Raw genomic sequence first — 25,568 nt, forward strand, 5'->3', positions numbered from 1 at the left:
CGTGCCGCAGGCCGGTCGATCTGCGCGCTGTCGGGCACCTGCTCCCCCTTTCGGGTGGCCGAGTTGTCCACAGTCCCGGAGTTGTCCACCGACTCACGCCTCGCTCTTCCTGCCCAACCGGCAAGCGCCGTACCGTAATTCACGCGAGGCGCAGCCGTCGGGCCGACGGCTGTGTGTCCGGGCGAATCGGGGGGTTCACATGTCGGGGGAGACGGCTCCAGGGCTGCGACGTGAGGCCATCGGGCTGCGCGAGGTGCTGTTCCAGAGCATCACGGCCATGGCCCCGGCCGCGGCGGTCGCCGCGTCCATTCCGTCGGGTGCGGCCTTCGCGGGCGGCAGTCTGCCGCTGTCCGTGCTGATCGCCTTGGCGGCATGTCTGCTCACCGCGTCGTGCGTGGCCGAGCTGGCACGGCAGTTGCCCGCCGCGGGCTCGGTGGCCACGTACGCGGCTCAGGGACTGCACCCTGCCGTCGGATTCCTCGTGGGCTGGGGCTATGTCTTCGTCGAAGCGCTGGTGCCACCGCTGCTGCTTCTGCAGCTCGGGTTCACCACGGCGGGCACGCTGCACCAGGAGTGGTCCTCGTACCCCGACGACCTGTGGTGGCCCTGGTCGCTCGCGGGCGCTGCCGTCATCGCGGTCGCGGGCTATTTCGGAGTGCGCGCCTCAGCCCGATTCGGAACCGTTCTCGGCGTGTTCGAGGTGCTGGTCTTCGTCGTCTTCGCCGTATGGCTGATCGTCAAGGCGGGCGGTGACAACACCCTGTCGGTGTTCGGCACCTCGCACACGGCCGAGGGACACGACGGCATCAGCGGCGTGTTCGCCGGATCGGTGTACACGGTGCTGGCCTTCGCCGGCTTCGAGGCGGCGGCACCGCTCGCGGAGGAGACGAAGGACCCGCGCCGCACGATGCACCGGGCCGTCCTCGGCGCGGCACTCTCGATCGGTCTCGTGTACGTCCTGACGACCTACGCCATGTCCGTGTACTTCGGCCCCGACCGCTTCTCAGGCTTCGGGGCCTCCGGCGCCGCCTCCTGGGAGGGCGTGGCACGCGCTTCGTTCGGGCTGTTCTGGGTGCTCGTGTTCCTCGCGGTGGTCAACTCGACGATCGCCAACGCCAACGCCTGCGCCAATGTCTCCACCCGAACCGCCTTCGCCCTGGGCCGGATCCGGGTGTTCCCGCAGCTCTTCGCGCGCGTGCACCCCAGACATCGCTCCCCCGTCGCCGGAGTCGCCGTGCAGTGCGCCGTGGCGCTCGCGGCCATGCTGGGACTCGGCTTCTCCTACGACCCCGTGACCGCGTTCCTGCTGCTCGCGACGGTGATCGTCACGGTCGTGATCGGGGTGTACATCGTGGTGAACCTCGCCTGTGCGGGTTATTTCCTGCGCCGCAGGCGGGAGTTGTTCAAACCGGTGCGGCATCTGCTGTTCCCCCTGCTCGGCATCGTCGCCTTCGTCCCTGCGCTGCTGACCGCGGCGGGCCTGCCGGTCTTCGACTTCGTGTCCGAGCTGACCGCCCCCGTGTCGTACGCGGGACCGGTCGTCGGTGTCTGGATGCTGGCGGGGGTCGTGGTATTGATCGTCCTGCTGCGCCGGCATCCCGGGCGCATAGCCGAGACCGCCCGTGTCCACCTCGACGAGACCTCCATGCCCGACCCCCGGCAGAGCGGAGCTGTACAGCGATGAGCGACCCCCGGATCCTGACCGTGCGGCCCGCACCGGGCGAGTACGCGTGGACGTTCGGCGGCGCGCCGCCGGTGGCGCGCATCGCGCCCGGCACGGTCCTCGATCTCTACACCGAGGACTGTTTCGCCGGACGGGTGCGCTCCGAGAAGGACCTGGTGTCCCAGGTGTGCGAGTTCCCGTTCCTCAATCCGCAGACCGGCCCCTTCCATGTGGAGGGAGCGGAGCCGGGTGACACGGTCGCGGTTCACTTCGTGTCGATCGAACCGGCCCGCGACTGGGCGGCATCGACGACCGTTCCCCTGTTCGGCGCACTCACTTCCACGCACACCACGGCCACGCTGCAGCCGCCGCTGCCGGAGACCGTGTGGATCTGGCAGCTCGACCGGGAGCGGCGCACCGCGCTGTTCAGCGCGCGGGAGAGCGACATCCAGATCGAGCTGCCGATGGATCCGATGCATGGAACCGTCGGTGTGGCGCCCGCGAATCTGGAGGTGCGCTCCGCCCTGGTGCCCGACGCGCACGGCGGGAACATGGACACTCCAGAGATGCGGGCCGGCGTGACCTGCTACCTCGGAGTGAACGTCGAGGGCGCCCTGTTGAGCCTTGGTGACGGGCACGCGCGGCAGGGCGAGGGCGAGACCTGCGGAGTCGCTGTCGAGTGCGCGATGAACACGGTGGTGATCGTCGAGCTTCTCAAGGGAGTGGCCACCCCCTGGCCGCGTATCGAGTCCGACACGCACATCATCTCGACCGGCTCGGCACGCCCCTTGGAGGACGCGTTCCGGATATCCCAGCTCGACCTGGTGCAGTGGCTGGTGCGTGACTACGGCTTCAGTGAGCTGGACGCGTACCAGTTCGCGACCCAGGCGGTCGAGTCGCCGCTCGCCAACGTCTGCGACACCAACTACACGTGCGTCGCCAAGCTCCGCAAGGAATGGCTGCCCGCGCGCGAGACACATCGCGGGCTGCACGCACAGCTGCGCGAGACGGCCACGGCACTGCGGCACTGAGCACGCCTCCACTCACCCTCGCTCATTCCCCCCACCATCGAAAGGCAGACACATCATGGAACGGGCCAGGTCGTTCCCCAGCCGGCGGCGGCTGCTGAAGGGCGCAGCCCTCGCCGCTCTCCCCTACTCATTACTCCCTGGCACCCGGGCCGCGGCACAGGCCGCGGACGTCGACTTCCCGGGCGCCGAATGGACACAGGCGAGTACGTCCAACTACACAGCGTCCAACCGGCCGACGGCCTATCCGCTCGACTATGTGATCATCCACGTCACGCAGGCGACCTACTCCGACACCCTGTCCATCTTCCAGAATCCTCAGAAGAAGGTGTCCGCCCACTACCTCGTGCGATCGGCCGACGGGCATGTCGCGCAGTGCGTCAGGGAGCATGACATCGCCTGGCACGCGGGGAACTGGGACTACAACACCCGCAGCATCGGCATCGAGCACGAGGGCTGGGTGGATCAGCCCGCCTACTTCACCAACGCGCTGTACGAGGAGTCCGCCAAGCTCACCGCCGCGATCTGCACGCGATACGGCATCCCCAAGGATCGCGCCCACATCATCGGCCACTTCGAGGTACCAGGCACCGACCACACCGATCCCGGGCCGAACTGGGACTGGACGCGCTACATAAGGCTCGTCAACTTCGCCTGACCGACGGGCCCTCGGGGTGTCCGGAAGGCGACAGGTGGTGCGGGCAACGGGTGCGGTGGACGGCCACAACAACCGCCCGGACGGTCACACTGCTTGTCGGGGCACCCACCGGGAGTGACGATGGTCCCAGCCGCATCGCCTGCCGGGAGGCCGAGTTGACCGATCCATGGGTGGCCCTGGAACCGGGCACCGATCCCGTCGAGCGGGTGCGGATCCTGCGTCGTGCCCACGAGGCGTTCACCGAGGCGGGCACGGTGCCACGGCCGGTGCGTTCCGTGGTGGCCGACTCGTGGCGGCGTTCGGCGCGGGCGGGCGTCGTGCCGGACGGCACCGCGAGCGTGGAGCTCACGGACGGGGATCTGGGCTCGTATCGGGCCGAGCATCCGCTGGCCCGGGTGATGCCGCTGTTCCGGGAACTCATGGGGACGTTCGCGGCGGACGGGGAGCACCTCCTGGCGGTGTGCGACGCGCAGGGCAGACTGCTGTGGGTCGAGGGCCATCCAGTGCCGCGGAGGCGGGCGGGGCGGATGAACTTCGTGCCGGGTGCGCGATGGTCGGAGACGGCGGTCGGTACGAACGCTCCTGGCACGGCGGTGGCCGTCGACCGGCCGGTGCAGGTGTTCGCGGCCGAGCACTTCATCCGGCGTGTCCAGCCCTGGACGTGCGCGGCGGCGCCCGTGCATGATCCGCGCACCGGGCGGGTTCTCGGCGCGGTGGACATCACCGGCGGGGACGGGCTCGCGCATCCGCACAGTCTCGGTTTCGTGCAGGCGGTGGCGCGCGCCGCGGAGTCCCAACTGGCGTTGCTCGCACCACCGAAGGCCATGGCCGACACGATCGAACTGACCGCGCTGGGCCGCGACGAGGCTCAACTGCTTGCGGGCGGGCGGAAGATGAGGCTCAGCCGCAGGCACAGCGAGATCCTAGTGCTGCTGGCCCGGCACCCGGAGGGTCTGACGGGCGACGAGTTGTTGTGCGCGCTGTACGAGGACGAGTCGGTGACGCCGGTGACGCTGCGCGCTGAACTGGCACGGCTGCGCCGGGTTCTCGGGCCGGGACTGCTGGGTTCGCGCCCCTATCGGCTCACGGCGCCGGTCGAGTCCGATGTAGCGGTCGTGGAGCGACGGCTCGGCACCGGCGCGGTCACGGCGGCCGCGGCGGTGTACGCGGGTCCGCTGTTGCCGGGTTCAGGGGCACCGGCAGTGGTGCGGCTGCGGCACCGGCTCGCCGAGGGGCTGCGTACGGCGCTCATCGCCCGCCGCGATCCCGACCTGCTGGCCGACTGGGCCCGCGCGCCGTGGGGCGAGGACGACCTCGACGTATGGCGGGCGCTGGCCGCGGTGCGCCCGACGGCGGCGGTGCGGGCGCGGCTGGCTGCGTTGGAGGCCGAGTTGTCGGCGCCACCGGGCTGGGCGCACCCCGCACCCCCCGGACGGACGCGACCGGCACACCACGGGACGGCACGCCCGACGCCACGCTGACGAACACACCGCAAGCCCAACAGCCACCGGGGCACGCGGCGCCCCTGGCACTCCGCCACCGCGCCACCGCGCCACCGCGCCACCGCGCCACCGCGCCACCGCGCCACCGCGCCACCGCGCCACCGCGCCACCGGCGTAACCCCACAGGCCGATTCCCGGGCACGCAACGTCTTCGCAACGTCGGCGTTCCTAGCCTCGCGGCGAGAGCTGCCCAACGGCGGGCAGCGCTTCTCCGGGAGGCAGAGCAGCATGACCCGTTACGCGGCGCCTGGCACCGAGGGCGCGATCGTCTCCTACCAGGCGCGTTACGACCACTTCATCGGCGGCGAGTACGTGCCGCCGGCTCGCGGGCAGTACTTCGAGGACCCGAGTCCGGTGAACGGGCAGCCGTTCACCGAGGTCGCGCGGGGCACCGCCGAGGACGTCGAGCGCGCGCTGGACGCGGCGCACGCGGCGGCGCCCGCCTGGGGCCGCACGTCCGTCACCGCGCGTGGTGACATCCTGCTCAAGATCGCCGACCGGATGGAGGCGAACCTGGAGAAGCTGGCGGTCGCCGAGAGCTGGGAGAACGGCAAGCCGGTGCGCGAGACCCTGGCGGCCGACATCCCGCTCGCGATCGACCACTTCCGCTACTTCGCGGGGGCGATCCGCGCGCAGGAGGGTTCGCTCGGCGAGGTCGACGACGACACCGTCGCGTACCACTTCCACGAGCCGCTCGGCGTCGTCGCGCAGATCATTCCGTGGAACTTCCCCATCCTGATGGCGGTCTGGAAGCTCGCCCCGGCCCTGGCGGCCGGCAACGCGGTCGTCATCAAGCCCGCCGAGCAGACCCCGGCGTCCATCCACTACTGGATGAGCCTGATCGCGGACCTGCTGCCGCCGGGCGTCGTGAACATCGTCAACGGCTTCGGCGTGGAGGCGGGAAAGCCGCTCGCGTCCAGCCCGCGGGTGGCGAAGGTCGCGTTCACGGGTGAGACCACGACGGGGCGGCTGATCATGCAGTACGCCTCGGAGAACATCAAGCCGGTCACGCTGGAGCTCGGCGGCAAATCTCCGAACATCTTCTTCGACGACGTGTCGGCGGCGAACGACGATTTCCTCGACAAGGCCCTCGAGGGCTTCACGATGTTCGCGCTCAACCAGGGCGAGGTGTGCACCTGTCCGTCCCGCGCGCTGGTCCAGCGCGGCCACTACGGGGAGTTCCTTCAGGCGGCGGTCGCCCGCACCGAACTCATCAAGCCCGGCCATCCGCTGGACACCGACACGATGATCGGCGCCCAGGCCTCCAACGACCAGCTGGAGAAGATTCTCTCCTACCTCGGCATCGGCCGACAGGAGGGCGCCAAGGTCCTCACGGGTGGTGAACGCATCGAGTACGACGGGGAGTTGAAGGGCGGCTACTACGTCCAGCCGACGATCTTCGAGGGCGACAACCGGATGCGGATCTTCCAGGAGGAGATCTTCGGCCCGGTCGTCTCGGTCGCGTCCTTCGACGGCTTCGACGACGCCATCAAGATCGCCAACGACACCCTGTACGGGCTCGGGGCCGGCGTGTGGACACGGGACATCAACACCGCCTACCGGGCGGGCCGCGCGATCCAGGCGGGCCGTGTCTGGACGAACTGCTACCACGCGTACCCGGCGCACGCGGCGTTCGGCGGATACAAGCAGTCCGGCATCGGCCGGGAGAACCACAAGATGATGCTGGAGCACTACCAGCAGACCAAGAATCTGCTGGTGTCGTACTCGCCGAAGAAGCTGGGCTTCTTCTAAACGCAGAAAAGGGCGTCTGAACAGGGCAGATGCCCGTCAGGCGCCCTTGTCGGCGCAAGCTGAGCAGCGAGTCCCAATACGGCCTTACGCCCGACAGATCCCACCCGTACGAACGATCTTTGGCACGAACCTGCTTGTGCTGGCGGTTGTGTTCCCTCTGTCAGTCGGTGACTTCGCCGCCTGGCGGGCTACGGTGCGGGACCACCAAGCCGGGGCCCCGGTAGCCTCCGTCGGCGATCGTGGTGGTCCCTCAAGAGGAGCATGTCCAGGGGGCGTGGCGCGCGCCCCGGCGGCGCCCGCCCGTGGCCGCCGTCATGCGTGTCCGGCAAGTGCGACGAGCAGCTGCCAGGATGCAGGTCGAAACGTTCAATCAAACATGCGCGCGTCCGGGTCACAAACAATGCTGCGCCAACAACAGCCAAAACGAGAGGGGCGCACAACCCAAGCAATTCGGCTTTTGCATATTATCCGAGCTTCGCAAACACTCTTGCCTTGGTCTCACGCTCTGCAGCTAGCTATGTGCTGCGCCCACTTCCTGGCCCGGGTTCCCGATGAACCCTGGACCGACCGGCGGCACATCGGCCAGTCCTCTGGCCCGTCGGTCAGGGAGGTGGTCGGGAAAGCTTCATGTGAGGAGTAGTCATGAAGAAGGCCTATGAGGCGCCGACGCTCGTCCGGCTCGGTACGTTCCGGAAGGAGACGGGGCTGCTGCAGCGCCACGGCAACGACCGACTGATCCTGAGCAAGAACTGACGACCGACGGTCGCTGACCGACGTCATGACTGAACTGCACGAAAGTGCGGGGACGGGCCCCGGCGACGCGCACTTCGCGGTCTTCACGGACCGTGCGGACGCGGCCGCCGTGGCCCGCTCCTTCGCCCGCCCCGGAAGCCGGACCCTCGCGCATGCGTCGGGCCGGCCCTGGCTGGTCGGCCACTGGCACGAGGACGAGGTCCTCACGGCCAACGCCGGCGGTGCCTCCGTCGCCGTCGTCGGCTGCTGCCCGATCCAAGCCGACGACCTGCGGCGCCGGGTCGCACGGCTGCGTGATCTCGCGGAGCTCGACGCACTGGCCCATTCCCTCCCCGGCAGCTTCCACCTCGTCGCCGCCCTCGACGGACAGATCAGAGTGCAGGGCACCGCCTCCGGACTGCGCCTCGTCTTCCACGCGGAGATCGACGGCGTGCGGGTGGCCGCTACCCGAGCCGACACGCTCGCCGCCGTCCTGGGCCTCGACCCCGACGTGGAGGAACTGGCCGTAAGGCTGCTGTGGCCCGCTCCGTATCCGCTCTCCGAGACGTCCCTGTGGCGTGCGATCACCGCCGTTCCTCCGCAAGACGCTGTGGTCGTCGCCGCGGAAGGCCGCGGCGTACGGCACACCCGGTGGTGGACGCCGCCGGAGCCGGTCCGGCCGCTTGCCGAAGCGGCGCCCCTGATCCGGAAGGCACTGGAGGAGGCCGTCGGCGCGCGTACCCTTCAGGGCGGTGTGGTGAGCTGCGACCTGTCCGGCGGCCTGGACTCGACCTCCGTCTGCTTCCTGGCCGACCGCTCCCCCGCCCGCGTGGTGGCCAGTACGTGGCCGGGACGCGATCCGGCGGACACCGACCTGCACTGGGCCGAGCGGGCGATGGGGTACCTCCCGGACGTCGAGCACGTGGTCTGGGACGCCGACGCCTCACCGCTGGTCTACGAGGACCTGCTCGGCATCGACGACCTCCTCGACGAGCCCACCATCGGAGTCATGGACCGCTCCCGGGTCCTGCACCATCTGCCCGGCCTCGCCGCACGCGGCAGCCGGTTGCACCTGACCGGCATCGGCGGCGACCACGTGGCATGGTGCTCCGAGGCGTACTACCACCGACTGCTGCGCACCAGTCCGCTGTTCGCCCTCCGACAGTTGCGTGGGTTCCGGGCGCTGTGGCAGTGGCCGCTCGGCGGCACAGTCCGCGCTCTCGCCGACTCCCGGCCGTACGGCAAGTGGCTCGCCGACGCCGCCGGCCACCTGCGCGACCCGTTGGCCCCGTCCGTCGCAACGGGTCTCGGCTGGGGCATGGCCCCACGCCTGTTCGACTGGGTGACTCCCGAGGCCGAACGAATGGCCCGCCGGGCACTGCTCGCTGCCGCGGCAACGGCCTCGCCACTGCATCCGGACCGTGGACTGCACGCAGACCTGGAGCAGATCCGTTCGTGCACCCGCGTCATCCGGCAGTGGGACCGGATGGCGGCCCGCGCCGGCCTGCCGATGGCCTCTCCCTTCCTCGACGACCGCGTCATCGAGGCGTGTCTCGCCGTACGCCCGAGCGAGCGCGTCACGCCCTGGCAGTACAAGCCCGTCCTGAGCGCCGCGATGCGCGGGATCGTACCTGACGCCTGCCTGCGGCGGGCCAACAAGGCCACGGCCGCCATGGATGCCTCCAACGGACTGCGCCAACACCGCGCCGACCTGCTGGCCCTGTGGGAGGACTCGCGGCTGGCGGAGTTGGGCTTGGTGGACGGCGCCGAGCTCCGCCGCCTTGCCCGGCGGCCCGCCTCCCCGGGGTTGTCCGACGCCATCCTCTACTCCACGATCGCCGCCGAGGTGTGGCTGCGGGGCCTTGCCCGCAGCCACACCCGCGTCCCATGACCCTGACCACATCCCCATGTCAGAAAGGCCCTCATATGCCCCTGCGGTTCGGCGACGACGTCTCCACGGCCGAGACCGACTACGGCACTGTGCTGCTGGACGAACGGGCCGGCGCCTACTGGGAGTTGAACCCGACTGCCACTCTCGTGGTGCGGACGCTGCTCGACGGCGGCGAGGAAGCGGACGCGGCCGCCGCCCTGGTCCAGGAGTTCGACATCGACCAGGCACAGGCCCTGCAGGACGTCGAGACGCTCGTACGGCAGCTGCGGAGCTCGGGGCTCGCCTCATGACGACGCCCAGCGCGCTGGAGCGACCTACCGGTGTGCCCCTGGCCCGACGCCTGGCCGCCCGCCTCGTCCTGCTCCCTGCCGTCGCCTTCGCCCTGCTGCCGCCCCGCCGCATCCGCACCGTACTCGGCATCCTGCGGCGCGGTGCCGCGCCCGCCACCACCGCGCAGGCCCAGAACGCGCGCGACGCCATGTGCGCCGCCAGCCTGCGCTGCGCCGGGCCGAAGGGGTGCCTGCCGCGCTCCTTGGGGGCCGCACTACTGTGCCGGCTCGGCGGAACGTGGCCGACCTGGTGCACCGGTGTACGCGTCGTCCCGCCCTTCACCGCGCACGCCTGGATCGAGGCGGAAGGCCGTCCCGTCGGCGAGGGTTTGCCGGAGGGCTACTTCGCCCGGCTGGTGGCCGTCGACCCACTGCCACGGCCGACGGACCGATGACCGGCGCGACGGTCCTGCACGGTGACCGGGCCGCGGCTGCCGAGGGTGACAAGTCCACCCGCGCGGCGGTGGCCACGATGTACCGGCTCACCACCGGGCACCGGAGCGCCATCTCCGTCGCCACCGTACTGACCCTCATGGGCTCCGCCCTGGGACTGGCCCAGCCGCTCGTCGCCAAGCACGTCGTGGACGCGAGCGGCCGCGGACAGGTCATCTGGCCGCTGCTGGGCCTGCTCGGCGCGCTGTTCGTCATCGAGGCGGCGACGGGAGCTGCGGGACGCTTCATTCTGGAACGGACGGGCGAAGGCGTCGTACGGCAGCTCCGTCACAGGCTGGTGGGACAGCTGCTCCGGCTGGAGATGAGGGAATACGACCGCCACCGGGGCGGCGACCTCATCTCCCGGGTGACGGCCGACACCACCCTCCTCCGCGAGGTCGTGTCGCAGGCCCTGGTCGATCTGGTGACGGGGAGCCTTGTCGCCGCCGGAGCGATCATCCTCATGGCGTGGCTGGACCCCCTGCTGCTGCTCCTGGTCGCTGTCACCGTGGCAGCGGCGGCCGTGGTCGTCGCGTCGCTGCTCACGGGTATCAGATGCGCGTCCGAACACATGCAGGACTCGGTCGGTGCCATCGCCGCCGATCTGGAACGCGCCCTCGGCGCCCTGCCGATGGTCCGCGTGCACCGCGCCGAGGAGCGCGAGGCGGCTGGCATCGGTGCGCGCGTCGATGCGGCCTACGGCGCGGGGGTACGCACCGCGAAGCTCGCCTCCATCATGAGCTCCGCCGTCGAACTCGCCGTCCAGGGCTCCTTCCTCATCGTCCTGGTCGTCGGCGGCCTGCGCGTCAACGGCCACGCCGGCTCCCTCGGCGACCTCGTCGCCTTCCTGCTGTACGCCTCGTATCTCGTCCTGCCGCTGTCCTCCGTCTTCCGTGCCGTGGGTCTCGTCCAACGTGGAATGGGCGCCTACCAGCGCATCGACGAGGCGCTCTGCCTGCCTGCCGAACCCACCGCGCCCCAGATCCCGAGAGATCGCACACCCACACCGCGGCCGACCAGGCCGTCCGTCACTCGCGAACAGCCCGCCCTCGCCCTGCGCGACGTCCACTTCGGCTACGACCCGGAACGGCCGGTCCTCCGCGGCGTTTCGTTCGCCGTCCAGCCCCGCCGCCACGTGGCCCTGGTGGGCCGGTCCGGAGCCGGCAAGAGCACGGTGTTCGCCCTGGTAGCGAGGTTCTACGAGCCGGACGCGGGCACCGTCCTCTTCGACGGGCGGCCCGCGACCGAACTCACCCGTGACGCATGCCGTCGACGCATCGCCGTCGTCGACCAGAACACCCACGTCGTCCACGGCAGCCTGCGCGGCAACATCACCTACGCCGTGCCCGACGCCACGGAATCGGAGATCCGGCGCGTCGTCGAACTGACCCGACTCGAAGAAGTCGTCGACCGGCTGCCCGGCGGCCTGGACGCTGTCATCGGCGAACGCGGCAGCACCCTCTCCGGCGGCGAACGCCAACGCGTCGCCCTCGCCCGCGCGTTGCTGGCCCGCCCCTCACTGCTCCTGCTGGACGAGCCCACCTCCCACCTCGACGCGATCAATGAATCGGCGCTCACCACCGTCATGAAGGACGTAGCCCAGGAGTGCGCCTTGCTGGTCATCGCCCACCGCCTCTCCACCGTGCAGCACGCCGACCACATCCTGGTGCTGCAGGACGGCCGCACCACCGCCGGCGGACGCCATGAGGAGTTGCTGGCCGGCAGCGACCTTTATCGCAAGCTGGCCGCGAGCCAGATGCTCCGGCCGGGCGGGGAGGCCGGGAGCGGCAACCGAGGATGGACGGACGATTGAAGCCGTCCGTCCTCGCGGCCCAGCCGGCCGAGATCCGGTCCGTGCACGGGCCATCGGCCCAGCGGTCGCGACCATGAAACCCGTTCCTGCTGGTCAACAGCCTTGCGGCTGCCGTACCACCATGAGACCAAGAATCTGCTGGTGAGCTACTCACCGAAGAAGTTGGGCTTCTTCTAGACGCACGAAAAAAGGCGCCTGCCCTGGGATTTCACCCGTCAGGCGCCTTTCGCTCCGCCTACTTACGGCGCAGTCAGAACCTCGATGCTCTGGCCGGCGCGGCGAGCGCATTCGGCTGGGTCCACACCGGAGCAGAGCCAGAACGAGATCCCGGCGTGCTTTGCGAGGCCGACAGACCGAACTCCTTGTCGGCGTCGGTTGAACCATGGCCCTCTGGCGGCGGCTGAGTTGCCGTATAGGAGCTGCCTCTCTCCGTGTTCAGCAATGTGTCTTTGACAGTGTGATCTGCGTCTCGTCACATCAGGTAGGCAAGTCGGCCACCGATTCAGGACTGGCTGCCCGTCGCCGTCGCCAGCGGTCCGATCGGTGCCTGGACGGCCGCCTCCTCGACGCGCGAGGCCCGTATCAGCAGATCCGCGGCAGTTGCTCCCCGATCGGCAGATCGACCACCCGCGTTCCCCCCAGGCCGGTCCGGGCCACGACCATGCCGGGATGTGCCTCGACGGCCTCACCGATGATCACGGAGTCCGCGCCCAGAGGGTGGGCTCGCATCGCCTCGAGGACGGCGTCGGCGTGCTCGCGCGGGACGAAGGCCACCAGCTTGCCCTCGTTGGCGATGTACATGGGGTCCAGTCCGAGAATGGCGCAGGCATTGGCCACGGCCGGCGGCACCGGGACGTCGCGTTCCCGGATGACCACCCCTGTGCCGGAGGCCTCCGCGATCTCGTTGAGCGCGGCCGCCAGACCGCCTCGGGTGGGATCGCGCAGCACGTGCAGATCCGGGGTGACGGCGAGCATGGCGTCGACCAGGCCGCCCAGCGCCGCGCAGTCGCTCTTGATCTCCACTCCGAATTCCAGGCCCTCGCGCACGCTCATGACCGCCACCCCGTGGACACCGATGGCGCCGCTGACGATCACAACGTCGCCGGGGACGACCCGCTGAGGACGCAGATCGACGCCCGCCGGGACGAGGCCGATGCCCGCCGTGTTGATGTAGATCCCGTCGCCGTGGCCGGCCTCCACCACCTTGGTGTCGCCGGTGGCCACCTCCACACACGCGGCGCGCGCGGCCGCACCCAGCGCCTCGGACACTCGCGTGACCACGTCCAGCTCTACGCCCTCCTCCAGGATGAATCCGCAGGAGAGGTAGGCGGCGCGGGCGCCGCTCATGGCGAGATCGTTGACGGTGCCGTTGACCGCCAGGTCGCCGATGCTGCCGCCGGGGAAGAACAGCGGCCGCACCACGTAGGAATCGGTGGAGAACGCCAGCCGGGCACCGCCCAGGGAGAGGACGGCGGCGTCACCCATCTGGGCGAGCACCTCGCCCCCGAAGGCGGGTGCGAAGATCTGCTGGACCAGTTCGGCGGAAAGGGCTCCACCGCCGCCGTGGCCCATGACGACGCGGGGCAGGTCGCGTACCGGTGCCGGGCACGTCCACGCTTCGAGGTCCAGGGCGGGGACGGGGAGATCGGTGGTGTCAGACAACGGGGCTCGCCTCCCGGGCCTCGGTGGTGGGCAGGTCCAGACGCCGGTAGAGGTAGTACGCCGCGCAGGCGCCCTCGCTGGAGACCATGGTGGCTCCCAGGGGGGTGCGAGGGGTGCACAGGGTGCCGAAGGCCTCGCACTCGTGCGGCTTGAGCAGCCCCTGCAGGACCTCTCCGCTGCGGCACTCGGCGGGTTCGGCCGTCTGGATCCCGCCGACCGAGAAGCGGTGCTCGGCGTCGTGGTCGCGGTACTTCGACGAAAGCCGCCAGCCGCTGTCGGGGATCACCCCGATGCCGCGCCAGGCACGGTCGGTGACCTCGAAGACGTCCTCCAGCATGGCCCGGGCGGCCGGGTTGCCCTCCGGGCGGACGGCACGGGCGTAGGCGTTGTCGACGGTGTGCTCACCGCGTTCCAGCTGACGGACGGCCCGGCGCACGCCTTCCAGGATGTCCAGTGGTTCGAAGCCCGTCACGACGATCGGGACGCGGAAGCGTTCCGCCAGTTCGGGGTACTCCCCCACGCCCATCACGCTGCAGACGTGCCCGGCCGCAAGGAAGCCCTGCACCCGGCACTTCGGCGACGACATGATCGCCTCGATGGCCGGCGGTACGCGGACATGGGACACCAGCATGCTGAAGTTCCCGATGCCCAGCTTCCGGGCCTGATGGACCGTCATGGCGTTGGGGGGTGCCGTCGTCTCAAAGCCGATGCCGAAGAACACCACCTCGCGGTCCGGGTTCTGCTGCGCGACCCGCAGTGCGTCGAGCGGCGAGTAGACGACGCGCACGTCACCGCCTTCCCCGCGGACCTGGAACAGGTCCCGTCCCGTACCCGGCACGCGCAGCATGTCACCGAAGGAGCAGAAGATCACCTCCGGCCGGGAGGCGATCTCCAGAGCCTTGTCGATGACCTCCAGCGGGGTCACGCACACGGGGCAGCCCGGCCCGTGGATCAGCTCGACCTCCGCCGGCAGGAGCTGGTCGATGCCGTGGCGGATGATGCTGTGCGTCTGCCCTCCGCACACCTCCATCAGGGCCCACGGCCTGGTCACCGTGGCGTGGATGTCGTCGAGGAGCCGGCGAGCCAGCTCCGGGTCCTGGAACTCGTCGATGTACTTCACTACTTGCGCACCTCTTCCACCGGGTCCACGCCCGCCTCCGTCGCCGCCGTCTCCCAGGGGTCGCCGAACTCCTCCTGCAACAGGCCGAGTTCGGCGAACAGTTCGAGCGTCTGCCGCGCCGACTCCTCGTCCAGCCGTTGCAGGGCGAACCCGACGTGGACGATGGCGTACTCGCCGACCTGGAGGTCGGGCAGGTACTCCAGGCACACCTCCTTGACCACGCCGCCGAAGTCGACGGTGGCCATCCGGGTGCCGTCCCGTTCCTCGATGTCCAGCACTCTGCCGGGTACCGCCAGGCACATGAGCCTCTCCTCGCTGTGGGTCGCGCGTTGCTCAGTCGGTGGGAGTGGCCCGGGCGGCCACCATCAGCTGGCCAAGCGCCAGGCCGCCGTCGTTGGGCGGCACCAGGTGGTGCCGCAGGACCGTGAAGCCGTCCTCGCGCAGGGTGGCGGCACAGGCCGAGGAGAGCAGCGTGTTCGCGAACACGCCTCCCGTCAGGGCGACCGTGTCCAGCCCGTGCCGCTCTCGCGCCCGCGCGCAGATCCGGTGCACCAGCCCGGTCACGCCCCGATGGAAGCGAGCCGCGACCAGGGCCGGCCCGATGTCCGCGCGCAGGTCGTCGACGATCGCCGCGAGTACGGGTGCCGGATCCGCCCGTACGACGCCACCCCCGTTCTCCTCCGACGTGTGAAGGGCGAAGGCGTACGCGGTGGTGTCCTCGGCGGGTGCGTGCAGAGCCGCCCCCTCCAACTCGACGGCGGCCTGTGCCTCGTATCCGGCCCGGTGGCACACCCCGGCGAGAGAGGACACGGCGTCGAAGAGCCGACCCATGCTGGAGGTGGGGACACAGTTCAGACTGCGCTCCAGCTGCCGTTCCAGGAGGCGGAGTTCGTCGGGCGGGCAGGCGGCCATGCAAGCGAGGTTGTCGGACCAGCCGATCCCGGCCGCCCTCAGATGGGCCAGCGCCATGCGGTACGGCCGGCGCACCGCGGCGTCGCCACCGGGCAGCGGGACGTACGCGAGGTGCCCGAACCGGGTGAAGCCGTCGTAGTCCGCGAGCAGGAACTCCCCGCCCCACACGGCGCCGTCGTCGCCGTGGCCCGTGCCGTCGAAGGCGACGCCGATCACCGCCCGGGTGCCGTCCAGCCCGTGCTCGGCCATCGCGGCGGCAACGTGCGCGTGATGGTGCTGGACGCGCACGACGGGCCGGTGCGCCGCGTTCCGGTCGGCCCACCGGACGGAGCGGTAGCCGGGATGCCGGTCTGACACCAGGGTCTCGGGCCGCACCCCCGTGATGGACTCCAACTGCGCCGCCGCGCGCTCGAACGCCCGCTGCGTACCGACGTCGTCCATGTCACCGATGTGCGCCGACAGCCAGGCGCGACGGCCCGCCCCCAGACAGAAGGCGTTCTTCAGGTCTCCGCCGACGGCGAGGGCCGGCCGCACGGGCAGCGGGAGGGAGACCGGCAACGGGGCGTAGCCACGCGAGCGGCGGATCACCAGCGGCTCCCCGTCGCAGACGCGGACCACGGAGTCGTCGCACGGGACGTGGATCGGCCGGTCGTGCGTGAGCCAGGCGTCGGCCAGGTGCGCGAGCCGCTCCAGCGCCTCGGTGTCGTCGGTGACGATCGGCTCACCGGACACGTTGCCGCTGGTCATGACGAGCAGCCGGGGGCCGTCCGCGTCGCCGGGCAGGCCGAGCAGCAGATGGTGCAGGGGCGTGTACGGCAGCATCACGCCGAGGTCGGGGCTGCCGGGCGCGACGGCCTCGGCGGGCCGCGGGTCCCCGGCGGCGTACGACGGGTGCGGACGCCGCCTCATCAGGACGACCGGCCTGGCCCGGCCTTCGAGCAGGTTCCGCTCCTCGGGGCTCAGCCGAACGAGGTGCCGGACGTCGTCCGCGGCCCTGGCCATGACGGCGAACGGCTTGTCCCCGCGCGCCTTCCGGCGTCGCAGGAGGGCGACCGCCGCCTGGTTCGTGGCATCGCAGGCCAGGTGGTAGCCGCCCAGGCCCTTCACGGCGAGGGTCGCGCCCCGCGTCAGCAGGGTGCGCGCCTCGGTGACCGGGTCCGCACCGTCGACACTCCTGAGCCCTGGCTGCTGGGCGACGAGCAGCCGCAGACGCGGCCCGCAGGCCGGGCAGGCGACCGGCTGCGCGTGGAAGCGGCGGTCGGCCGGATCCGCGTACTCCCGGGCGCATTCGGGGCACATCGCGAAGCCGGCCATGGTGGTATTGGCCCGGTCGTACGGCACGCCGGTGACGATCGTGAAGCGCGGGCCGCAGTGGGTGCAGTTGACGAACGGGTGGCGGTACCGCCGGTCGGCCGGGTCGGCCAACTCAGCGAGGCAGTCGGCGCAGGTGGCGGAGTCCGGGGAGACCAGGGTGCGGGCCGGTCCGTCGGTTCGGGAGGTGAGGATGGTGAACGCGGTGCCGCCGACGGGAGGCATCTCCCGGTGGTGGACGGACTCCACGCGGGCCAGCGGGGGTGCCTGGGCGGCGATCCGGTCGCAGAACCGGGCCACGGCCGAGGCGGTGCCCTCGACCTCCACGACGACGCCCTCCGGAGTGTTGGTCACGTGCCCGGCGAGGGCGAGTTCGGTGGCGAGGCCGTACAGGTAGGGCCGGAAGCCCACGCCCTGCACCACTCCCCGGACGGTGACCCGGCGGCGTCGCGGAGTGTCCTCGGCGATGGCGGCCGGGGCCTGCGGACCGCTCACGAGTGGGTGTGGGCCATCGTGCCGGTGGCCTCCGTGTGCGCGTGGGTGTGACCGTGGTGATGGGGCAGCTTGGCCATGACCGGCGAGTGGACGGGTGCGCCGTCCGCGGCTGCCATCGCCCTGTCGAGCAGCGCGCCGACTCCCTGCCCCCGGCGCGCCGAGGTCAGGACCACCTCGACTCCCGGGTTGACCTGCTCCACATTCGCGCGGAACGCGGCCTCGTCGAACTCGACGGCCTCCGCGATGTCGGTCTTGGTGACCACGACCAGGTGGGCGAGGCCGAAGGCGGTGGGGTACTTGAGCGGCTTGTCCTCGCCCTCCGTCACGGAGGCGAGGGTGACCCTCAGCGTCTCCCCCAGGTCGTAGGAGGCCGGGCAGACCAGGTTGCCGACGTTCTCCACGAACAGCAGCCGCGTGTCGTCGGGCAGCCACCCGTCCAGGTGCCCGGCGAGCATCCCCGCCTCCAGATGACACAGTCCGTCGGTGAGCACCTGCTTGACGGGGACGCCCGAACGCGCCAGGCGCGCCGCGTCGTTCTCGGTGGCGAGATCGGCGGTCAGCGCCGCGACGGGCACGGACCGCTCCCGTGCCCGCAGCAGTTCGCTTTCCAGCAGGGCGGTCTTGCCACTGCCCGGACTGGACAGCAGGTTGACGACCGCGGTGCCTCGGACAGCGAGGTGAGCGCGCAGTTCGTGGGCGCTCGCGTCGTTCTTCGCGAGTACGGCCTGCCGCAGGTCGACGACACGACACATGGTTCAGCGCTCCTCGGAGATCGGTTCGCGGGTGGGCGCGTGCGGGGGGCCGCCGTCCTCCCAGTGCACGTCGACGATCTGCAGTTCCCGGCCCGCGAGCAGCTCGGTACGCGTCCCGCCGCACCCGGGGCAGGTCAGCCGGGGCGGCATGCCGACGGCCCATTCGTGTGCACAGGGCGTGCAGCGGGCCCGCCCCGGCACCGCTTCGGTGACCAGTGCGGCGCCTTCCAGCAGGGTTCCGGCGCAGACCAGTTCGAAGCAGAAGGCGAGCGAATCGGGTACGACGCCGGCCAGTTCGCCCACCTGGAGCCGTACCGATCGCACCGCCGTGACGTCACCGGCCCGCGCGGCGGCCTCTGCCACCTGGTCGACGACGGCCATCGCGACGGACATCTCGTGCATGGGACTCCGTCCTTCCGCGGCCTGCCTCCGGTCGGCCTTCATTAGAGGCGCGCTCACCCGGGTCGCAGGGACCGGCACGCCGTCACCGGCCGGCAGGTACGCCGTTCGACGCAAGCGCACGGCACACCGGTGGCGCCCACAGTTCACATCCGTCGGATCCGCAGATAGCGCTTGAGGTCGGGAAGCAACTCGGCGAAGACTGCGATCATGGCGGCGAGGGCCGCTCCGCCGATGACGATCTTCTTCATCCGTCTCTCCTCACGTCGAAGCCTCAGCGGTTGAGGCCTTTGCCACGGACGGCTCCCCGTTCCGCAGCAGCTCTTCGATCAGCCGGACGGCCTCCGGTACGGCGTCGGACACCGGCGCGCTGAGCCCGATGCCCTCGTCCACCGAGGCCGGTTCGCATCCGACGACCAGGACGCGGCGTGGTGGCTCGGCGCCGGTCCCGGCGCAGAGGGTGCCCAGCAGCGCCAGGACCGTGTCGGGGGTCATCCGGTGGCCGTCCAGTGCGGGGGTGCCCGGCGAAGGGCTCCCGCCGCCTACGTCGTGTTCGATCACGTACAGCGTGCCGGGGGCTTCGCCGCGTGCCGTGGCGTCCACGAGGACGAGGGTGTCGTAGCCGTCCAGGAGCTGGTAGGCGAGGTGCACCCCGCGCACACCGATGTCCACGACCTCGATGTGTCCGGGCAGGCCGCGCTCGGCGAGCAGGCGCGCGGTCTCCACGCCGAAGCCGTCGTCTCCGAGGAAGATGTTGCCGATGCCCGCCACGAGAGTCCTTGGACCTGCCGGTGGGGGAAGGTTCATCCGTCGTCCTCCAGCGGTGTGACCTCGTCGGGCTGGAAGTACAGGAACCGTCCCTGCTCTCGGCGGATGTCGGCGCCCGGGTCACCCTCGACCGTGACCGCCAGGTGCACCCCGCCGTCGACGTCGTGCAGCACCGCCTCGACCTTCGCGGTGCGGCCCCGCAGGAAGATGTCCTGCGCGTCCGTGCGCCGCAGGCCCGGGCGCAACTCGACGCGGCTGCCCTTGCCCACGGACCGACCGTCCACGACCACCCGGTCCTGCGCCGGGTCGAAGCCCGCCTCACTCGCGGGGTCCCACCAGGGGGTGTCCGGCCGCTGCACCCCGTACTCGTCGGGGAAGCCGCCGTCCGAGGCGGCGGGACCCGGGCCGGTCACCTCGCGCAGACTCCGCACCGCCCCGTGCAGACGCTCCAGAACCTCGGCCGGCATCGAGTCCGCCAGCTCGATCACGGCGGCCGCCCGCTCGTCGGTGCCCCGGGCTTCGCGTTTCTCCTCGTCGGTGAGAGCCGCGGTGCGCAGCGCGAGGATCTCGTCGATCTCGGTGGCGTCGTAGAGCACGCCGGGGCTCTCCGGTGCGATGGCCGGATGGTCCTCCAGGATGATCGGCGAGGACAGCACGAGGTCGGCGCGGCCGGGTTCGCCGGCGAGTACGGGCCAGGTGTGCAGGTTGCGGCAGGCGGCGACCGCGCCCCTCGCCCACTCGGGGGGATCGGTCATCGACAGGAACGATCCGGCGCTGAGGGCCATGAGGAGGTGGGTGGCCACCAGGGAGTGCGGCAGCGCCGCGTCCCGGTCGGCGCCGCGGCCCTCGGGCGGTGTCCAGTCGCTGGTGTTCTCGACGACGGCGGTCAGCCGCATGGCCCGGTAGGGACCGTCGAGTTCGCGGGCGGACAGCCGGACCGTCCCGCTGATCTCCTCGCACCGCCGGACCAGTCGGCCGACGGTGCGGCCGGCCGCGTCCAGGACCGGTGCGGTGTCCTCGCGGGCGGGGCGTCGGAAGGGATGGGTGACGCCGTCGCCGAGGAGTTCGTCCACCGACGCGACCACTTCGACGCGCTCCTCGCCCCCCTCGTCCCAGGGCACCAGCACCCGGTCGTCGAGGTGGAGTTCGGCAACCGTGTCGAAGCCGCCGTCCGGGCGGGCGCGCTGCACCGTGCGCCGTCGGGCGTGCAGGAAGCGCACCTCGACCGAGAGGGTCGCGCCCGCCTTCGGTTCCATCAGGCATTCGGTGTGCTGGAAGTCGTGTTCCTCGCACTCGGTGCCCCAGCCGGGCGGCACGAGCACCCCGAACTGCCAGCGCAGCCGGTTCTTGGCTGCCGAGGCGCGGTACGGGTAGAGCACATAGCCCTCGAAGAGGACGGCGTCCGCCACCTGCCGGGCGAGGGCGAACCGCTCCTCCGTCTGAGGGGCGAACGCGGTCACGGTCACGGGTCCGTCCTTCCGGTGGTGCCGGTGAGCGCGTGCAGCGGGTCGTGCGCGGGCGGGTCGGCACTGTCCAGCAGCGCCTGGACGGTCGCCTCCCAAGAGGGCAGGGCGTGCCGGGAGCGGTAGGCGAGGAGGGCGTCCATGGTGTCGCGGGGCAGCCGGATCCAGCCGCACCCGGGGAAGTGCTGCTCGACCATCTCCCGCCAGGTGGCGACCGGCATCCGGAAGGCCGCCTCCCGGTCCCACGGCACCGGCTCGATCCGGAAACCGCCGGCTCCGGTGAACGCCGTACCGGAGAAGAGCATCAGGAGGGGGACCTCGCCGTCGGTGAGGGCGGTGAGGTAGCGGGTCGCGGCGATGTCCATGTCGTAGGTGCAGGGCACGACGAGGTCGGCTTCGGTCTCTCCGGTGAAGCTGGGGACCATGACCGAGACCTGGGCGAACTGCACCGGCTGGAGCGTGCTGCCCCAGCGTGAGCGCTCGCCGAAGAGGTCCGCCAGGCCGCCGGCCTCGGCGGACTCGTAGCCGCGGCGGGCGGGTTCGATGCGGATCTGGCAGCGCAGCGCGAGGGCGTGGACGCGGGCGTTGCCGGCGGCGGTGACGCGCAGCCGGAAGACGAGGGTCGGTCCGGCGGCGTACCGGTCGGCACGGACGCCGGTGCAGGCGAAAGAGAACTCCGTCACGGCCGCACCGCCTCGCCCACGGGCCGGGCGCGTCGCGAGACGTCCGCGAAGAACGCGTCCAGAGCTGCGCGGGCCTCGGCTCCGCCGTCGAAGCCCTGCCACAACAGGCGCATGCGGCCGACGAGTTCGTAGCAGATGTCGATCGGTACGAGGTGGCACTCGCAGCGGCCGTCGGTGCGGCGCAGCAGCAGCGCCTCCACGTCGGGTTCGAGCAGTTCGGCGAGCCGGCTGCCGCCGAGGACGTCCGTCCACGTGGCCGGTTCGAGTTCGCTCTCGGTGGCTCCGGCCGGGCTCGGGTAGAGGGCGACCAGCCGGTCGAGCGCCGCGTTGCGGAAGAGGAAGGCGACGCCGACCGGGATCTGCAACGCCTCCCACGCGCTCTCGTCGAGGCGATGCCCGGGGTCGGTGAGGTAGCGGGCCGGGACCGTGCGGAAGCGGCCCGCGGCGGCACCCGGCTGTTCCATCAGCAGCGCGCAGGCGGCGCAGGCGCAGACGAGGGCGCGTTTCTCGGTGTCGACCAGGTGGCGGTGGTCCGCTTCGGTCAAGGCCACCGCGCACAGCTCACATCGCTCGGGCCGGAGCGGACGCTCGGTGAGGAATCTCCGCAGGCCAGGGGTGCGCGCACTTCGGACGGGCGCCGGGGACGCGCTCATCGGGTCCTCGTCGGTGCCGGCCCGGTACCGATCTGGAGGAGCGCGGGCCCGGCAGGTGCGGTCTGTACGTCGACGGCCCTGACCTCCGGTGCGAAGCAGGCGAGCGCTGCCTCCGCGGCCTCCCGGGCGTCCGCACCGGAGCCGCAACCGCAGCCGCCGGCCTCCCGGGTCCGCAGCGTCAGGGTGCCGCTCTCCTCGTCGAAGTCCACGACGTCCAAGGCGTGTTCCCGGACGCTGTCGAGGGCCCGGGCGATGCGGGTGTCGCGGTCCTCGGGGTGCAGGTCGTGCAGGACGAGCAGGCTCGCGACCAGTTCGTCACCGAGCAGTCCCGCCGACGGTTCGCCGGGGGCGGAGGACAGCAGGTGGAGGATGCGGGCCAGGCCGGCACCGTAGAAGTCCATGAGCGACCGCACGAGTTCCTCTGCCGCCGCGGCGGCGGCCGGGTCGCCGCTCGCGGCCAGTCGGTCCAGCACCTCCTCGACACGGCGTCCGGTCTGCTCCGCGTTGACCGGCACTGCCGCAGTCCCCGCGCTCATCCGCCCAGTCCGCTCAGGCCGGTGGGCACGTGCATCGACTTCACCGTCTTGCCGCCCCCGACGTACATGTGGACGCCACAGGGCAGACAGGGGTCGAAGCTGCGGACGGCGCGCATGATGTCGATGCCCTTGAAGTTCTCGGGGGTGTTCTCCTCGAAGATGGGCGTGTTCTGCACGGCGTCCTCGTACGGGCCCGGCGTGCCGAAGGAGTCCCTGGTACTGGCGTTCCAGGGGGTGGGCGGATACGGGTGGTAGTTGGCGATCTTGCCGTCGCGGATCACCATGTGGTGGGAGAGGACGCCTCGGACCGCCTCGGTGAAGCCGACGCCGATGCTCTCGTCCGGGACCTCGAACTTCTCCCAGGTCTGGGTGCGTCCGGCCCGGACCTCCTCCAGGCCCTTCTCCGCGAAGTGCAGCGCGACGGCAGCGGTGTAGGCCTGGAAGTAGGTGCGCGCACGGTTGCGTTCCAGCGCGTTGCTCCACTTCGGGATCTTCCACTCGAAGCTGGTCTCGGGCTTGGTCATCGTGCGCGGCAGGTTGATGACCACGCTGTGGCCGGTGGCCTTCACATAGCCGGTGTCGACGAGTCCGGACAGGGCGGTGGACCACAGACGGGCGATGGGGCCGCCGCCGGTGTCCAGGGCCAGGTGGTCCTTGCCGTCGAACCAGCGGGGCGACATGACCCAGCTGTACTTGTCGTCGAAGTCACGCTTCTGCGGGGCGGGGATGGTGTGCTGGTTCCACGGGTGGCGCGGGTCCACCGGGTTGCCGAGCGGGTCGTGGGTGACGAACTGTTCCTGGCCCTGCCAGTCCTCGTAGTAGGAGCTGCCCAGCAGGATGCGGATGCCGAGGTTGATCTCGGTGAGGTCGTTGGTGACGAGCTTGCCGTCGACGATGATGCCGGGCGTGACGAACATGCGCCGGCCCCAGTCGGTCATGTTGGCGTAGGTGAAGTCGCAGTACTCGGGGTCGTTGAGCGCGCCCCAGCAGCCGAGCAGGACACGCCGCCGACCCACTTCCTCGTACCCGGGCAGCGCCTCGTAGAAGAAGTCGAACAGGTCGTCGTGCAGGGGCACTACGCGCTTCATGAACTCCACGTAGCGCATCAGGCGGCTGAGGTAGTCCGTGAAGAGCTGCACGGAGGCGATGGTTCCGACGCCGCCCGGGTAGAGCGTGGAGGGGTGCACATGACGGCCCTCCATCAGGCAGAACATCTCCCGCGTGTAGCGGCTCACCTGGAGGGCCTCGCGGTAGAACTCGCCTTCGAGGGGGTTCAGGGACCGCATGATGTCGGCGATCGTGCGGTAGCCGTGCTCCGCGGCGTGCGGGGCCTCGGTGCGCTCGGCGAGTTCGAGGACGCCGGGGTTGGTCTCCTTGACCATCTTCTCGCAGTAGTCGACCCCCACCAGGTTCTCCTGGAAGATGTTGTGGTCGAACATGTACTCCGCGGACTCGCCGAGGTTGATGATCCACTCGCCGAGGTGCGGGGGCTTCACGCCGTACGCCATGTTCTGCGCGTACACCGAGCAGGTGGCGTGGTTGTCCCCGCAGATCCCGCAGATGCGGCTGGTGATGAAGTGGGCGTCGCGGGGATCCTTGCCGCGCATGAAGACGCTGTAGCCACGGAAGACCGACGAGGTGCTGTAGCACTCCGCGACCCGCTTCTGCTTGAAGTCGATCTTCGTGTGGATGCCCAGGCTGCCCACGATCCGGGTGATCGGGTCCCAGGCCATCTCCACCAGGCCACTGCCGTCGCCGGCCGCCTTCGTCTTCGGTGCCATCTGTGTGCCGTGCCCTTCGTTGCGCGGGAGGTTCGTGTGGGGGGAGTGCACGAAGCAGGGAGCGGATTACTTGCGGCGGATGCTCACCACGGGGGTCGGTATCCGGTGGTGATCTTCTCTCCGGTACGGCGCCACTTGGGCTCCTTGTCCACCGTCTTGGCCGTGATCGACCTCAGCCTGCGGACCACGGCGCCGTACGCTTCGCTGGCGCCGCTCGACACCTTGGCGCCGGGCGGCTCGTCCATGAACGGCATGAACTTGTCGGGGAACCCGGGCATGGTGCAGGCGATGCAGATGCCGCCGACGTTGGGGCAGCCGCCGATCCCGTTCATCCAGCCGCGCTTGGGCACGTTGCACTTGACGACCGGGCCCCAGCAGCCGAGCTTGACCAGGCACTTCGGCGAGTCGTACGACAGGGCGAACTCACCCTGCTCGTAGTAGCCCGCGCGGTCGCAGCCCTCGTGCACGGTGGCCCCGAACAGCCAGGTCGGGCGCAGCTTGTCGTCCAGCGGAATCATCGGGGCGGCGCCGGCCGCCTGGTAGAGCAGATAGGTGAGCGTCTCGGAGAAGTTGTCGGGCTGGATCGGACAGCCGGGGACGCACACGATGGGGATGCCTGCGTGGGACTTCCAGTCCCAGCCGAGGTAGTCCGGCACGCCCATCGCGCCGGTCGGGTTGCCGGCCATGGCGTGGATGCCGCCGTAGGTCGCGCAGGTGCCGATGGCGACGACCGCCAGTGCCTTCGGGGCGAGCCGGTCGATCCACTCGCTGGTGGTGATCGGCTGGCCGGTCTCCGGGTTGTCGCCGAAGCCGCACCAATAGCCCTCGGGCTTGATCGCCTCGTTGGGGACGGAGCCCTCGACGACCAGGACGAACGGGTCGATCTCGCCCCGCTCCCCCTTGAAGAACCACTCGATGAACGTGTCCGAGCCGCCGACCGGACCGCACTCGAAGTCGATGAGCGGCCAGTGAACGGCGATCTTCGGAAGCCCCGGCAGTACGCCGAGCACGATCTCCTCGATGCTGGGCTGCATAGCCGCCGTCAACGCGACCGAGTCGCCGTCGCAGCTCAGCCCCGCGTTGATCCAGAGAATGTGGATCGTGGGTGTCTCGTCGGCGGGCGCGCCGCCTGCGTCCGCAGTGCCGACCGTGCCCGGCGTCGCCTCAGTCATGGGACCGCCTCCTGGGGAGGTAAGGGGAGAAAGACTGTATTTCGACCGTCGGCCTTCTTCG

At 70.6% G+C, this 25,568-nt stretch carries 24 protein-coding genes and 1 pseudogene; 10 read left to right on the forward strand and 15 right to left on the reverse strand.

Annotated features, from left to right (window positions below):
• Positions 1-199 precede the first annotated feature (199 nt).
• The 5 genes from OG975_RS06655 (at position 200) to OG975_RS06675 (ending at position 6,603) form a co-directional block, all read left to right on the forward strand.
• Positions 200-1,684, forward strand: a complete 1,485-nt coding sequence (locus OG975_RS06655) for an APC family permease (RefSeq protein ID WP_406328126.1) — start codon at positions 200-202, stop codon at positions 1,682-1,684.
• On the forward strand, positions 1,681-2,694 hold the full coding sequence (locus tag OG975_RS06660) for an acetamidase/formamidase family protein (protein ID WP_406328127.1): 1,014 nt from the start codon (positions 1,681-1,683) through the stop codon (positions 2,692-2,694). The genes OG975_RS06655 and OG975_RS06660 overlap by 4 nt, the downstream gene beginning before the upstream one ends.
• Before the next feature lie 55 nt (positions 2,695-2,749).
• On the forward strand, positions 2,750-3,349 hold the full coding sequence (locus tag OG975_RS06665; protein WP_406328128.1) for an N-acetylmuramoyl-L-alanine amidase: 600 nt from the start codon (positions 2,750-2,752) through the stop codon (positions 3,347-3,349).
• 155 nt (positions 3,350-3,504) lie between these two features.
• Entirely contained in the window at positions 3,505-4,830 is a 1,326-nt protein-coding gene (locus OG975_RS06670) for a GAF domain-containing protein (protein ID WP_406328129.1), read from the forward strand.
• A gap of 249 nt (positions 4,831-5,079) precedes the next feature.
• Positions 5,080-6,603: an aldehyde dehydrogenase family protein gene (locus OG975_RS06675; RefSeq protein WP_406328130.1), complete on the forward strand. Its 1,524-nt coding sequence runs from the start codon at positions 5,080-5,082 to the stop codon at positions 6,601-6,603.
• 163 nt (positions 6,604-6,766) lie between these two features.
• Here OG975_RS06675 and OG975_RS06680 read toward each other — a convergent pair.
• Positions 6,767-6,850, reverse strand: a pseudogene (locus OG975_RS06680) (IS5/IS1182 family transposase); the annotation flags it as partial.
• Positions 6,851-7,245: 395 nt separating this feature from the next.
• Between OG975_RS06680 and OG975_RS06685 the strand changes: the two are divergent.
• From OG975_RS06685 to OG975_RS06705, 5 genes are read left to right on the forward strand one after another with little or no spacing between them, the layout of a single operon-like run.
• Entirely contained in the window at positions 7,246-7,356 is a 111-nt protein-coding gene (locus OG975_RS06685; protein ID WP_107407388.1) for a keywimysin-related RiPP, read from the forward strand.
• Positions 7,357-7,381: 25 nt separating this feature from the next.
• The gene (locus tag OG975_RS06690; protein WP_406328132.1) at positions 7,382-9,226 is read left to right on the forward strand and encodes a lasso peptide isopeptide bond-forming cyclase; all 1,845 of its coding nucleotides are present in this window, start codon (positions 7,382-7,384) and stop codon (positions 9,224-9,226) included.
• A 35-nt stretch (positions 9,227-9,261) separates the two neighbouring features.
• The gene (locus OG975_RS06695) at positions 9,262-9,516 is read left to right on the forward strand and encodes a lasso peptide biosynthesis PqqD family chaperone (protein ID WP_369256171.1); all 255 of its coding nucleotides are present in this window, start codon (positions 9,262-9,264) and stop codon (positions 9,514-9,516) included.
• Positions 9,513-9,950, forward strand: a complete 438-nt coding sequence (locus OG975_RS06700; protein ID WP_369256173.1) for a lasso peptide biosynthesis B2 protein — start codon at positions 9,513-9,515, stop codon at positions 9,948-9,950. The genes OG975_RS06695 and OG975_RS06700 overlap by 4 nt, the downstream gene beginning before the upstream one ends.
• On the forward strand, positions 9,947-11,800 hold the full coding sequence (locus OG975_RS06705) for an ABC transporter ATP-binding protein (RefSeq protein WP_406328133.1): 1,854 nt from the start codon (positions 9,947-9,949) through the stop codon (positions 11,798-11,800). The genes OG975_RS06700 and OG975_RS06705 overlap by 4 nt, the downstream gene beginning before the upstream one ends.
• A 582-nt stretch (positions 11,801-12,382) precedes the next feature.
• Here OG975_RS06705 and hypE read toward each other — a convergent pair.
• The 14 genes from hypE to OG975_RS06775 form a co-directional block, all read right to left on the reverse strand.
• Entirely contained in the window at positions 12,383-13,462 is a 1,080-nt protein-coding gene (gene hypE, locus OG975_RS06710; protein WP_406328134.1) for a hydrogenase expression/formation protein HypE, read from the reverse strand.
• Positions 13,455-14,582, reverse strand: a complete 1,128-nt coding sequence (hypD, locus tag OG975_RS06715; protein ID WP_406328135.1) for a hydrogenase formation protein HypD — start codon at positions 14,580-14,582, stop codon at positions 13,455-13,457. Before hypD ends, hypE begins: the two co-directional genes overlap by 8 nt.
• Positions 14,582-14,884 carry a HypC/HybG/HupF family hydrogenase formation chaperone gene (locus OG975_RS06720; protein WP_406328136.1) on the reverse strand — a complete coding sequence of 101 codons (303 nt, stop codon included), beginning with the start codon at positions 14,882-14,884 and terminating at the stop codon, positions 14,582-14,584. Before OG975_RS06720 ends, hypD begins: the two co-directional genes overlap by 1 nt.
• A 31-nt stretch (positions 14,885-14,915) precedes the next feature.
• Complete coding sequence (hypF, locus tag OG975_RS06725; RefSeq protein WP_406328137.1) at positions 14,916-17,300, reverse strand: carbamoyltransferase HypF; 2,385 nt, start codon at positions 17,298-17,300, stop codon at positions 14,916-14,918.
• On the reverse strand, positions 17,297-18,052 hold the full coding sequence (gene hypB / locus OG975_RS06730) for a hydrogenase nickel incorporation protein HypB (protein WP_406328138.1): 756 nt from the start codon (positions 18,050-18,052) through the stop codon (positions 17,297-17,299). The genes hypF and hypB overlap by 4 nt, the downstream gene beginning before the upstream one ends.
• Positions 18,053-18,055: 3 nt before the next feature.
• Positions 18,056-18,454, reverse strand: coding sequence for a hydrogenase maturation nickel metallochaperone HypA (gene hypA, locus OG975_RS06735; protein WP_406328140.1), 399 nt, complete (start codon positions 18,452-18,454; stop codon positions 18,056-18,058).
• A 143-nt stretch (positions 18,455-18,597) separates the two neighbouring features.
• The gene (locus tag OG975_RS06740) at positions 18,598-18,702 is read right to left on the reverse strand and encodes a DUF6893 family small protein (RefSeq protein ID WP_406328141.1); all 105 of its coding nucleotides are present in this window, start codon (positions 18,700-18,702) and stop codon (positions 18,598-18,600) included.
• Between the two features lie 10 nt (positions 18,703-18,712).
• Complete coding sequence (locus tag OG975_RS06745; RefSeq protein ID WP_406328142.1) at positions 18,713-19,258, reverse strand: hydrogenase maturation protease; 546 nt, start codon at positions 19,256-19,258, stop codon at positions 18,713-18,715.
• Positions 19,255-20,685: a hypothetical protein gene (locus OG975_RS06750; protein WP_406328143.1), complete on the reverse strand. Its 1,431-nt coding sequence runs from the start codon at positions 20,683-20,685 to the stop codon at positions 19,255-19,257. The genes OG975_RS06745 and OG975_RS06750 overlap by 4 nt, the downstream gene beginning before the upstream one ends.
• Positions 20,682-21,365, reverse strand: a complete 684-nt coding sequence (locus tag OG975_RS06755) for a DUF6084 family protein (RefSeq protein ID WP_406328144.1) — start codon at positions 21,363-21,365, stop codon at positions 20,682-20,684. The genes OG975_RS06750 and OG975_RS06755 overlap by 4 nt, the downstream gene beginning before the upstream one ends.
• On the reverse strand, positions 21,362-22,018 hold the full coding sequence (locus tag OG975_RS06760) for a DUF5947 family protein (RefSeq protein ID WP_406328145.1): 657 nt from the start codon (positions 22,016-22,018) through the stop codon (positions 21,362-21,364). The genes OG975_RS06755 and OG975_RS06760 overlap by 4 nt, the downstream gene beginning before the upstream one ends.
• Entirely contained in the window at positions 22,015-22,554 is a 540-nt protein-coding gene (locus OG975_RS06765) for a hypothetical protein (protein WP_406328146.1), read from the reverse strand. The genes OG975_RS06760 and OG975_RS06765 overlap by 4 nt, the downstream gene beginning before the upstream one ends.
• A complete protein-coding gene (locus OG975_RS06770; protein WP_406328147.1) occupies positions 22,551-24,335 on the reverse strand; it encodes a nickel-dependent hydrogenase large subunit in 1,785 nt (594 codons plus the stop codon). Before OG975_RS06770 ends, OG975_RS06765 begins: the two co-directional genes overlap by 4 nt.
• An 83-nt stretch (positions 24,336-24,418) precedes the next feature.
• Positions 24,419-25,507 (reverse strand): hydrogenase expression protein HypE, encoded by a 1,089-nt coding sequence (locus tag OG975_RS06775; protein WP_406328148.1) that lies wholly within the window; start codon positions 25,505-25,507, stop codon positions 24,419-24,421.
• Between the last annotated feature and the right edge of the window lie 61 nt (positions 25,508-25,568).

The sequence above is a fragment of the Streptomyces sp. NBC_00203 genome, from assembly GCF_045206325.1.
GTDB lineage: Bacteria > Actinomycetota > Actinomycetes > Streptomycetales > Streptomycetaceae > Streptomyces > Streptomyces lutosisoli.

Bases quoted from the DNA above. Each gene is read 5' to 3' on its own strand.
- OG975_RS06655 (WP_406328126.1), top strand. From the start codon at position 200: ATGTCGGGGGAGACGGCTCCAGGGCTGCGACGTGAGGCCATCGGGCTG.
- OG975_RS06660 (WP_406328127.1), top strand. From the start codon at position 1,681: ATGAGCGACCCCCGGATCCTGACCGTGCGGCCCGCACCGGGCGAGTAC.
- OG975_RS06665 (WP_406328128.1), top strand. From the start codon at position 2,750: ATGGAACGGGCCAGGTCGTTCCCCAGCCGGCGGCGGCTGCTGAAGGGC.
- OG975_RS06675 (WP_406328130.1), top strand. From the start codon at position 5,080: ATGACCCGTTACGCGGCGCCTGGCACCGAGGGCGCGATCGTCTCCTAC.
- OG975_RS06685 (WP_107407388.1), top strand. From the start codon at position 7,246: ATGAAGAAGGCCTATGAGGCGCCGACGCTCGTCCGGCTCGGTACGTTC.
- OG975_RS06690 (WP_406328132.1), top strand. From the start codon at position 7,382: ATGACTGAACTGCACGAAAGTGCGGGGACGGGCCCCGGCGACGCGCAC.
- OG975_RS06695 (WP_369256171.1), top strand. From the start codon at position 9,262: ATGCCCCTGCGGTTCGGCGACGACGTCTCCACGGCCGAGACCGACTAC.
- OG975_RS06700 (WP_369256173.1), top strand. From the start codon at position 9,513: ATGACGACGCCCAGCGCGCTGGAGCGACCTACCGGTGTGCCCCTGGCC.
- OG975_RS06705 (WP_406328133.1), top strand. From the start codon at position 9,947: ATGACCGGCGCGACGGTCCTGCACGGTGACCGGGCCGCGGCTGCCGAG.
- OG975_RS06720 (WP_406328136.1), bottom strand. From the start codon at position 14,884: ATGTGCCTGGCGGTACCCGGCAGAGTGCTGGACATCGAGGAACGGGAC.
- hypB (WP_406328138.1), bottom strand. From the start codon at position 18,052: ATGTGTCGTGTCGTCGACCTGCGGCAGGCCGTACTCGCGAAGAACGAC.
- hypA (WP_406328140.1), bottom strand. From the start codon at position 18,454: ATGCACGAGATGTCCGTCGCGATGGCCGTCGTCGACCAGGTGGCAGAG.
- OG975_RS06740 (WP_406328141.1), bottom strand. From the start codon at position 18,702: ATGAAGAAGATCGTCATCGGCGGAGCGGCCCTCGCCGCCATGATCGCA.
- OG975_RS06745 (WP_406328142.1), bottom strand. From the start codon at position 19,258: ATGAACCTTCCCCCACCGGCAGGTCCAAGGACTCTCGTGGCGGGCATC.
- OG975_RS06760 (WP_406328145.1), bottom strand. From the start codon at position 22,018: ATGAGCGCGTCCCCGGCGCCCGTCCGAAGTGCGCGCACCCCTGGCCTG.
- OG975_RS06765 (WP_406328146.1), bottom strand. From the start codon at position 22,554: ATGAGCGCGGGGACTGCGGCAGTGCCGGTCAACGCGGAGCAGACCGGA.
- OG975_RS06770 (WP_406328147.1), bottom strand. From the start codon at position 24,335: ATGGCACCGAAGACGAAGGCGGCCGGCGACGGCAGTGGCCTGGTGGAG.
- OG975_RS06775 (WP_406328148.1), bottom strand. From the start codon at position 25,507: ATGACTGAGGCGACGCCGGGCACGGTCGGCACTGCGGACGCAGGCGGC.